Raw genomic sequence first — 10,265 nt, 5'->3', positions numbered from 1 at the left:
TGCCGCCGCGGCCGCCGCGGGCCTGGCCGTGCACGGGGTCGCGGGGCGCGGTGCGCGCGGGGGCGACAGCCGCTGCCAGGACGCGCCGGGCGTGAGTACCCTTGGCACCTATGAGCACTCTTGAGCCCGAGCCCGAGCGCGGGGCAGGTACGGGGACCCTCGTAGAGCCGACGCCGCAGGTGTCGCACGGCGACGGTGACCACGAGCGCTACGCGCATTACGTCCAGAAGGACAAGATCATGGCGAGCGCCCTCGACGGGACCCCCGTCGTCGCGCTCTGCGGCAAGGTGTGGGTCCCCGGCCGCGACCCGAAGAAGTATCCCGTCTGTCCCATGTGCAAGGAGATCTACGAGTCCATGGGCGCGGGTGGGGACAAGGACAAGGGCGGTAAGGACGGCGGCAAGAAGTAGCCGCCCTCGCGCCCGGCCGACCACCCCGGACGCCCCTTCCCCACCCACCCACCCGTACCACCCCGGTGCCCGGCGGAGCCCACCCCACAAGCCACGCCCCGCCGGCCACCCCACCGGGCGACCCCACCCGGCCATGTGCCACCCCTGACGACTGCGGCCCGACCTCCGCCGGGCATCCCACCCACCCGCCCGTGCCACCCTGGTGTCCAGGCCAAGCCCCGACCTGGCGGCTGCGGCTTTCGTCCAACGCCGGGCATCCCACCCGCCCGCCCGTGCCGCCCTGGTGTCCAGGCCAAGCCCCGACCTGGCGGCTGCGGCCTTCGTCCAACGCCGGGCATCCCACCCACCCGCCCGTACTGCCCTGGCGTCCAGGCGCAGCCCCGACCTAACGGCCGCGACCCTCGCCTAACGCTCACCACCCACCCGCACCACCCCGGTGCCCCGGCCGCACCCCGCCCTGACGGCCACAGCCCCGTACCCTCCGGAGCGCCCACCCCGACCGGCCAATCCCACCCGTCCGGCACGCCAAGGACGAGCCCGCAGCCGCGTCCACCCCAGCCCGTCCGGCGTTTGAGGACGAGCGCGGAGCGCGATGAGGGCGAGTCGGGCCCGCAGATGGCGGCGATGCCCGCAGCCGCGACCACCCCAGCCCGTCCGGCGTTTGAGGACAAGGCGCGGAGCGCGATGAAGGCGAGTCCGGCCCGCAGTCGGCGGCGATGTGCGCAGCGGCGACCGCTCCAGCCCGTCCGGCGTTTGAGGACAAGGCGCGGAGCGCGATGAAGGCGAGTCCGGCCCGCAGTCGGCGGTGATGCCCGCAGCCGCGACCACCCCAGCCCGTCCGGCGTGTGAGGACAAGGCGCGGAGCGCCGGCGACCACCCCAGGGCCCGGGGACGCCAGACCCCGTTCAAGGCCTAGAGGCCAGCCCCCGTTGCGCAGGCCGCAAAGCCCCTTTCACCCCGTGCAAGCCCATGGCAGCCTCCTCCCCATGACCTTCGAGCAACTGATCCCGGCGCCCGCCCGCGCCGAGGGCGCACAGGGCGGCGACGGCTTCACCGTCGACGCGTCGACCACGCTCTGGGCAGGCCCCGGCACCGAGTCCACCGAGCGCTGGCTGCGCACGACGCTGGGGGCGGCCTTCCAACTCCCGCTCGCGCCCGCCCCCGAGGGCACCCCCGGCGCCATCTCCCTGCGCATCGCCGAGGGGGACGCCGCGCTCGCCCCCGAGGCGTACCGCCTGACCGTCACCGGCGACGGCGTCGAGATCCTCGGCGGCGACGCGGCCGGCGTCTTCTGGGGCGCCCAGACGCTGCGTCAGCTCCTCGGCCCGGCGGCCTTCCGCAGGGCCCCGGTCGCCGCCGGGCGGACGACCGTGCCCGAGGGCGTCGTCGAGGACGCCCCCCGCTTCCGCTGGCGGGGCATGATGCTCGACGTGGCGCGGCACTTCATGCCCAAGGAGGGCGTGTTCCGCTACCTGGACCTGCTCGCCGCGCACAAGCTGAACGTCTTCCACTTCCACCTCACCGACGACCAGGGGTGGCGCGTGGAGATCAAGCGCTACCCGAGGCTCACCGAGGTCGGGGCCTGGCGGACGCGCACCAAATGGGGACACCGCGCTTCCGAGTTGTGGGACGAGAAGCCGCACGGCGGGTTCTACACCCAGGACGACATCCGCGAGATCGTCGCGTACGCGGCGGCCCGGCACATCACCGTCGTACCGGAGATCGACGTACCGGGTCACTCGCAGGCCGCCATCGCCGCGTACCCCGAACTCGGCAACACCGACGTCATCGACACGAACGCCCTGTCCGTGTGGGACACCTGGGGCGTCACGCCCAACGTCCTCGCCCCCACCGACGGCACGCTCCGCTTCTACGAAGGGGTCTTCGAGGAGGTCCTGGAGCTGTTCCCGTCGACGTTCATCCACGTCGGCGGCGACGAGTGCCCCAAGGAGCAGTGGAAGGACTCCCAGGCCGTACAGGAGCGCATCGAGCAGCTCGGGGTCAGCAACGAGGACGAGTTGCAGAGCTGGTTCATCCGGCACTTCGACAAGTGGCTCGCCGCGCGCGGGCGTCGGCTCATCGGCTGGGACGAGATCCTGGAGGGCGGGCTCGCCGAGGGCGCGGCCGTCTCCTCCTGGCGCGGCTACGGCGGCGGCATCGCGGCGGCCAAGGCGGGCCACGACGTCGTCATGTGCCCCGAGCAGCACGTCTACCTCGACCACCGCCAGCACGGCGGCGCCGACGAGCCCGTGCCCATCGGCTTCGTCCGCACCCTGGAGGACGTCTACCGCTTCGAGCCGGTGCCGAAGGAGCTCACCGAGGACGAGGCCCGGCACGTGCTCGGTACCCAGGCCAACGTCTGGACGGAGGTCATGGAGTCCCCCGCACGCGTGGACTACCAGGTCTTTCCGAGGCTCGCGGCGTTCGCGGAGGTCGCGTGGAGTGCGCTCCCGGCGCCCGCCGCGCGCGACTTCACCGGTTTCCAGGATCGGATGACCGCCCACTACGCCCGCCTTGACGCCCTCGGCGTGGCCTACCGCCCGCCGGGTGGCCCGCTGCCCTGGCAGAAACGTCCTGGCGTGCTCGGACGCCCGATCGAGGGGGCGCCCCCAAACGTGTGAGGTCCGCCCCGCGCGCGTGCTCCTGGCGGTCCGCCCTGCGACCGTGGGCCGCCAGGAGAAAGCCGTACGAGGCTGACCGAAGACCGGCAATTCCCGCTGACCGGCGAGGGCGTGCGAAAACGGCATATCCCCCAGGTCTGCGGACGAACGTCTCCTAGCGGACCCCCGCGCCGGGGCTCGGTGAAGATGTGCCAGAGTTGCCACGTCCGGGTTGTGAGCACGTACCGTACGGCGGAACAGGCGTAACGGTGGGCACGGCACGCAAGGGCCGGGCCATCGGGAAGGGGCAGCCGGTTTTGACCACGCACGCACCGCGGGCGGCGCAGGGGGCGCAGTCTGTGTCGCTGCCCGCCACGCTCGACGAGGCCGTCGCGGCGCTCGCCGCCGTGCCCGCAGCCGTGCCCGTCGCGGGCGGCACGGACCTGATGTCGTCGGTCAACGCCGGCCTGCTGCGCCCCGCCGCGCTCGTCGGCCTCGGCCGCATCAGCGAGATCCGCGGCTGGCAGTACCAGGACGGCCACGCCCTGCTCGGCGCCGGGCTCACCCACGCGCGCATGGGCCGCCCCGACTTCGCGGCGCTCATCCCGGCGCTCGCCGCCGCCGCGCGCGCCGCGGGACCGCCCCAGATCCGCAACGCGGGCACGCTCGGCGGCAACATCGCCTCGGCCGCGCCCACCGGCGACTCGCTGCCCGTACTCGCCGCGCTCGAAGCCGTGTTGATCATCGCGGGCCCCGGCGGCACCCGGCGCGAGATCCCGGTCTCCCACCTGCTCGCGGGCATGGAGATGCTGCGCCCCGGCGAACTCGTCGGCTACGTGCGCGTACCGATCCTGCACGCCCCCCAGGTCTTCCTGAAGGCCACCGGGCGCACCGGCCCGGGCCGCGCCCTCGCCTCCCTCGCGCTGGTCCTCGACCCCGCGCGCCGGGGTGTGCGGTGTGCGGTGGGGGCGATCGCGCCCATGCCCCTGCGCCCCCTGGAGGCGGAGCAGTGGGTGGCCGGGCTCATCGACTGGGACGGCGAGCGCGGGCTCGTACCGGAGGCCCTGACGGCCTTCGGCGAGTACGTGGCCGCCGCCTGCATCCCTGACCAGCCGCCCGCCGAGGACGGCAGCGAGCGGCCGCACCCGCCCGCCGTACTGCACCTGCGGCGCACCGTCGCCGCGCTGGCCCGACGAGCACTGGGGAGGGCACTGTCGTGACCGACGGTCGCAACAACGGGGCGGGCGGCGGCTGGGAGCCGCTCCCGCAGGGCGAGTACGACGCCGACGCCACGGCGTTCGTCCAGATCCCGCAGGGCGAGTACGACGTCGACGCCGTGGGCACGCCGCTCGCCGCCCCCGGGCACGGCTACGTACCGCCGCAGATAACGGTCGCGCCGACCGCCGCGGACGCCACCGACCCGGCCGCCACGGGCGTGTGGGTGCTGCCCCCCGAGGTGACGGGCGCCGCGCCCGCCCCCGGCGGCACGCAGACCGTGAGCTGGCCGGACCCGTCCGCGCGGCTCGGGCACGGGGGCCACGACGCCTACGAGCAGCCCGGCCACGACCCGCACCACGCGCACCACCCGTACGGCGAGCCGGCCGAGGGCGCCTACGACGGCCCCACGGCCGACGGCCCGTACGACGGCCCTGCCACCGACGGCCCCTACGACGGCCCCGCCGCCGACGGTCCCTACGACGGACGGCCGGCCGAGCACCCGTACGGCGGTCGGCCGGTCCACGACGCCTACGACCCCCGGGCCACCGGCCAGTGGACGTTCCCGGACGCGGCGTCGCCGGAGCAGCCGCCCGCGGGCGGCGGGCAGGCGCTCGGCGGCGGGCACGCGCCCGCGGCCCACGACGTGACCGGGCAGTGGTCCATCCCCGTGGCGGACGGCGACCTGCCGGACGAATCGGGCGAGTTCGCCACGTCGTCCCTCGCGGCCCAGTGGGGCGGTACGCCGCCCGCGACGCTCCCGGGGGGCGCGCCCGCGCCCTGGGCGACGTCCTGGCCCGCCCAGGCGCCCGAAGCCCCCCTGGACCAGGCGCCGGAGGCCCCCGCGGGCCCCGAGGAGGCGCCGGGCGTGCCCGAGGCCGCCGCCGGGCAGGGGACGGCGGAGCGCGCCTCCGTCGAGGAGACGCCCTTCGAGCGGACGGCCAAGCTGTTCGTCGTCGCCCAGCGCCCGGACGGCTCGATCGGCCCCGCCCGGGACGTACCGGAGGAGGCGGCGCAGCCGCAGCCGCTGGAGGCGCCCGAGCCGCCCCACGCGCCCGAGCCGCCCCCCGCGCACGAGGCAACCTCCGCGCCGGAGCCGCACGCCGCCCACGAGCCGCCCGCCACGCCCGAGCAGCCCGACCAGCCCGGACAGGCCCTTCAGCCGCAGCACGTGGCCGACGGGTACACGCCGGAGTTCGTGCCCGTAGAGGCGGAGGCCGCCGCCCCGGAGGAGACGGTTCTTCCCCAGGAGCACGCGGACGCGGAGGCGCCCCCGGAGGAGCCGGAGGAGGCCACCGCCGCCGCGGAGCCCGCCCCCACGGCCGACGCCGGGCCGCAGCCCGACGCCGCCCCGAAGGCCCCCGCCGCGCCCGTGGCCGCCCCGGAGCCGGAGTCCCAGGCCGCCCCGGACCCGGAGCCCGTACCGGACGAGGAACCGGACGCCGCCACCGAGCCGCAACCCCCGGCGGACGCGGAACCGGACGCGGAGCCGGACCCCGAAGAGGCACAGCAGGAGGCCGAGCCCGTCGCGCACCACGACGAGCACCCCCTAGTCTCCTACGTCCTGCGCGTCAACGGCTCCGACCGGCCCGTCACCGACGCCTGGATCGGCGAGTCGCTGCTCTACGTGCTGCGTGAGCGCCTCGGCCTCGCGGGCGCCAAGGACGGCTGCTCGCAGGGCGAGTGCGGCGCCTGCAACGTCCAGGTGGACGGGCGGCTCGTGGCCTCCTGCCTGGTGCCCGCGGCCACCACCGCGGGCAGCGAGGTGCGCACCGTCGAGGGCCTGGCCGCCGACGGGCGGCCCTCCGACGTCCAGCGGGCGCTCGCCAACTGCGGCGCCGTGCAGTGCGGCTTCTGCGTCCCCGGCATGGCCATGACGCTGCACGACCTCCTGGAGGGCAACCCCGCGCCCAGCGACCTGGAGACCCGGCGCGCGCTCTGCGGCAACCTGTGCCGCTGCTCGGGCTACCGCGGCGTCCTGGACGCGGTGCGCGACGTGGTCGCCGAGCGCGCGGCCCAGGGCGCCGCCGAGCAGGAGCAGGACGAGCAGGCCGCCGCCGGGGAGGCGCGCGTCCCGCGCCAGGCGGGCCCGTACGGACAGGACGGAGAGCAGGTGTGACCGGCGTGACCGACGAAGCCGTCACCGCGGCCGCCTCCGGCACGGGGGCCGAGCTGCCGCACGGCATCGGCTCCTCGCTGCCGTCGGCGGACATCGGGGCCAAGACCGAGGGCACCTTCCCGTACGCCTCCGACCTGTGGGCCGAGGGCCTGCTGTGGGCGGCCGTCCTGCGCTCCCCGCACGCGCACGCGCGCGTGGTGTCCATCGACACCACCCACGCGCGGGAGCTGCCGGGCGTCCACGCGGTCGTCACGCACGAGGACGTGCCGGGCGCGGCCCTGCACGGCCGCGGGACCGCCGACCGGCCGGTGTTCGCCGCCGACGTCGTGCGCCACCACGGCGAGCCCATCGCCGCCGTCGCCGCCGACCACCCGGACACGGCCCGGATGGCCGCCGCCGCGATCATCGTCGAGTACGAGGCGCTCGACCCGGTCACCGACCCCGAGCAGGCCTTCGAGGCCGCGCCGCTGCACCCCGACGGCAACCTCATCCGGCACATCCCGCTGCGCCACGGCGACCCCGGTGCGACCGGCGAGGTCGTCGTCGAGGGCCTGTACCGCATCGGCCGCCAGGACCCCGCGCCGATCGGCGCGGAGGCGGGGCTCGCGGTGCCGCGCCCGGACGGCGGGGTGGAGTTGTACGTGGCCTCGACCGACCCGCACGGCGACCGCGACCGGGCCGCCGCCGCGTACGGCCTCACCCCCGACCTGGTGAAGGTCGTCGTCACGGGTGTGCCCGGCGCGACGGCCGACCGCGAGGACGCGAGCTTCCAGCTCCCGCTCGGCCTGCTGGCGCTGCGCACGGGCTGCCCGGTCAAGCTCACCGCGACCCGCGAGGAGTCCTTCCTCGGCCACGCCCACCGCCACCCGACGCTGCTGCGCTACCGCCACCACGCGGACGCGGAGGGCCGCCTGGTGAAGGTCGAGGCGCAGATCCTGCTCGACGCGGGCGCGTACGCGGACACGTCGGGGGACGCGCTGGCCGCCGCCGTCTCGTTCGCCTGCGGCCCCTACGTGGTCCCGAACGCCTTCATCGAGGGCTGGGCGGTGCGGACGAACAACCCGCCCTCCGGGCACGTGCGCGGCGAGGGCGCCCTCCAGGTCTGCGCGGCGTACGAGGCGCAGATGGACAAGCTCGCCAAGAAGCTGGGCCTCGACCCGGCCGAGGTGCGGCTGCGCAACGCGATGGCGACCGGTGACGTCCTGCCCACCGGACAGACGGTGACGTGCCCGGCCCCGGTGGCCGAACTCCTGACGGCCGTACGCGACTTCCCGCTGCCCGAGCTCCCCAAGGACACCCCTCCGGAGGAGTGGCTGCTGCCCGGCGGCCCCGAGGGCGCGGGCGAGCCGGCCGCCGTGCGGCGCGGCGTCGGCTACGGCCTCGGCATGGTCCAGCTCCTGGGCGCGGAGGGCACGGACGAGGTCGCCACGGCCACCGTGAAGGTGCACGACGGCGTGGCGACGGTGATCTGCGCGGCCGTCGAGACCGGCCAGGGCTTCGCGACGCTCGCCCGCCAGATCGTCCAGGAGATCCTCGGCGTCGACGACGTACGCGTCGCCCCGGTGGACACCGACCAGCCCCCGGCGGGCCCGAGCTGCCACGGCCGCCACACCTGGGTGTCGGGCGGCGCGGTGGAGCGGGCCGCGAAGATGGTCCGTGCCCAGCTCCTCCAGCCCCTGGCGCACAAGTTCGGCATGTCCACGGAGCTGCTCCAGATCACCGACGGCAAGATCACGTCGTACGACGGCGTGCTCTCCACGACCGTCGAGGAGGCCATGGAGGGCAAGGAGCTGTGGGCCACCGCCCAGTGCCGCCCGCACCCCACAGAGCCGCTCGACGCGGACGGCCAGGGCGACGCCTTCGTGGGCATGGCCTTCTGCGCGATCCGCGCGGTCGTGGACGTGGACATCGAACTCGGCTCGGTCCGCGTGGTGGAGCTCGCCGTCGCCCAGGACGTCGGCCGCGTCCTCAACCCGGCGCAGTTGCGGGTGCGCATCGAGGCGGGCGTCACCCAGGGCGTGGGCGCGGCGCTCACGGAGAACCTCCGTACGCCGCGCGGCATCGTCCGCCACCCCGACCTGACGGGCTACGCCCTGCCGACCGCCCTGGACGCGCCGGACATCCGCATCGTGAAGCTCGTGGAGGAGCGCGACGTCGTGGCCCCCTTCGGGGCGAAGGCGGCCAGCGCCGTGCCCGTGGTCACGTCCCCGGCGGCGATCGCGTCGGCGGTACGGGCGGCGACGGGCCGGCCCGTCAACCGGCTGCCGATCCGGCCGCAGGCGGCGGTGGGGGCGGAGCTGGCCTGAGGGCCCTTGCGGCGGTCGCCGTCGCGGGCGGGGCCGTGCGCGGCGGGCGCGGTGGCGGGAGGGCCCCTTGCGGCGGGCGCCCAGGCGCGGGCGGCCGCCGGAAAAGGAGAGGATCCGCGGGGGCGCCCTGCGGTACGTTCGCGCGCGTGCACACCAGCGAAGCGCGTACCGGTACGGGCCCCGAGGGGGTCGTCGTCATCACCGGCATCATGGCCGCCGGCAAGTCCACGGTCGCGCAGGCGCTCGCCGAGCGCCTGCCACGGGCCGCGCACGTCCGCGGGGACGTCTTCCGGCGCATGATCGTCTCCGGCCGCGAGGAGTACGAGCCCGGGGCGGGCGGCGAGGCGGAGGCCCAGCTCCGGCTCCGCTACGGCCTGTCGGCGGCCACGGCCGACGCGTACGCCGCCGCGGGCTTCACCGCGATCGTCCAGGACGTCATCCTCGGCGAGGAACTGGAGCGGTACGTCGGCCTGGTGCGCACGCGCCCCCTGTACGTCGTCGTGCTCGCCCCGCGCCCGGAGGCGGTCGCGGCCCGGGAGGCCGCCCGGCACAAGACCGGGTACGGCGAGTGGACCGTCGAGGCGCTCGACCAGGGGCTGCGGGCGGACACCCCGCGCATCGGGCTGTGGCTCGACAGCTCCGAGTTGACGGTGGCCCGGACGGTGGACGCGGTGCTGGCGCGCCTTGCCGAGGCGGCGGTGGCCTGAGCGCGGAATGTCTCCGACCGTCGCCCGGACTGTCGCGATGGCGTTCCAGAAGCCCCATCCCCCCATAAATCCCTTTTGAGTGGGGCGAGTCGCAGGGCACCATCGAGGTGTTCCGACAGCACGACGCGCACCGCCCGTCGCACAGGGCGCGACGGGCACCGCGCGACGCACGACACGACTCACTACGGGGGAGACACGTCATGGGGGATGACAACGACACCGGCTGGGGCCGCTGATCCCAGCACTCCAGGAGGGGCGGTTCCCATGGTCTCCATGGGAACCGCCCCTCAAGTGTGCGGGTGGGCACGCCCTCGTGCGTGGCGGCGGGCTGCCGCGTGCGAGCGGGCGGCAGCCCCCGTACGGGGCGACTGGCGCGCGCGCCCCGTCGGAGACGCTCAGCGCGGGGTGGCGGGCGTGCCGGGGGCCCTGCCCTCCACCGACAGCACGGACCCACGGGCCAGGCGCCCGTAGAGCCACCGCGCGTCGGCGGACCGGAGCCCGATCCAGCCGCGGGTGGTGTCCTGTCGGCCGGGGGCCCGCTCGGCGTACGTCATGGCGACGACATAGGTGGTGGCGCCGTCCGGGCCGCGCAGTTCGAGCACCCAGGGGAGCGTGACGTCGTACTCCTTCCCGAGGCCGACGGACTCGCTGGCGAACCGCTTCGTGCGGTGCTTGGCGACGACCGTCATGCGGCCCGGTTCCGTGGGGTGGCGGGCGCTCCCGGAGGAGACGGGCAGCCGCCGGTCCCCGACGGTCAGGGTCCGAGCGGCCAGGTCGACGGTCGCGTCGGGCGCGGCGGAGCGCGTGCTCGGCGCGGCGGGCGGGACCGGGCGCCCGCCGTCCCCGGAGCCGCCGCCGAACCCGGCGGTCAGCCCGAACACGAGGGCGCCGGCGGCGACGGCGCGCTG

7 protein-coding genes are annotated in these 10,265 nt (G+C 75.8%); 6 read left to right on the top strand and 1 reads right to left on the bottom strand.

What is annotated here, in order from left to right; translation table 11 throughout:
• The first annotated feature begins 110 nt into the window (after positions 1–110).
• From IE330_RS36080 to IE330_RS36055, 6 genes are all read left to right on the top strand, one after another.
• Positions 111–410 (top strand): DUF3039 domain-containing protein, encoded by a 300-nt coding sequence (locus tag IE330_RS36080; RefSeq protein WP_037825937.1) that lies wholly within the window; start codon positions 111–113, stop codon positions 408–410.
• 986 nt (positions 411–1,396) lie between these two features.
• Positions 1,397–3,031 carry a beta-N-acetylhexosaminidase gene (locus tag IE330_RS36075; protein ID WP_190140406.1) on the top strand — a complete coding sequence of 545 codons (1,635 nt, stop codon included), beginning with the start codon at positions 1,397–1,399 and terminating at the stop codon, positions 3,029–3,031.
• 296 nt (positions 3,032–3,327) lie between these two features.
• Positions 3,328–4,230 (top strand): FAD binding domain-containing protein, encoded by a 903-nt coding sequence (locus IE330_RS36070; RefSeq protein ID WP_190140405.1) that lies wholly within the window; start codon positions 3,328–3,330, stop codon positions 4,228–4,230.
• The gene (locus IE330_RS36065; protein WP_190140404.1) at positions 4,227–6,344 is read left to right on the top strand and encodes a 2Fe-2S iron-sulfur cluster-binding protein; all 2,118 of its coding nucleotides are present in this window, start codon (positions 4,227–4,229) and stop codon (positions 6,342–6,344) included. Before IE330_RS36070 ends, IE330_RS36065 begins: the two co-directional genes overlap by 4 nt.
• A gap of 5 nt (positions 6,345–6,349) precedes the next feature.
• Positions 6,350–8,650 carry a xanthine dehydrogenase family protein molybdopterin-binding subunit gene (locus IE330_RS36060; RefSeq protein WP_190140403.1) on the top strand — a complete coding sequence of 767 codons (2,301 nt, stop codon included), beginning with the start codon at positions 6,350–6,352 and terminating at the stop codon, positions 8,648–8,650.
• A 146-nt stretch (positions 8,651–8,796) separates the two neighbouring features.
• The gene (locus IE330_RS36055) at positions 8,797–9,357 is read left to right on the top strand and encodes an AAA family ATPase (RefSeq protein ID WP_268257389.1); all 561 of its coding nucleotides are present in this window, start codon (positions 8,797–8,799) and stop codon (positions 9,355–9,357) included.
• A 395-nt stretch (positions 9,358–9,752) separates the two neighbouring features.
• Here IE330_RS36055 and IE330_RS36050 read toward each other — a convergent pair.
• Positions 9,753–10,265: L,D-transpeptidase (locus tag IE330_RS36050; protein ID WP_190140402.1), on the bottom strand; the 513-nt coding region annotated here is incomplete at its 5' end.

Origin of the sequence: Streptomyces longispororuber (assembly GCF_014656095.1) — a bacterium.
In the GTDB taxonomy this organism is placed as follows: domain Bacteria; phylum Actinomycetota; class Actinomycetes; order Streptomycetales; family Streptomycetaceae; genus Streptomyces; species Streptomyces longispororuber.
This window is presented reverse-complemented; position numbering and strand designations above follow the sequence as displayed.

What these genes read in the sequence shown, in the direction of transcription:
- IE330_RS36080 (WP_037825937.1), top strand. Translation starts at nt 111, where the DNA reads ATGAGCACTCTTGAGCCCGAGCCCGAGCGCGGGGCAGGTACGGGGACC.
- IE330_RS36075 (WP_190140406.1), top strand. Translation starts at nt 1,397, where the DNA reads ATGACCTTCGAGCAACTGATCCCGGCGCCCGCCCGCGCCGAGGGCGCA.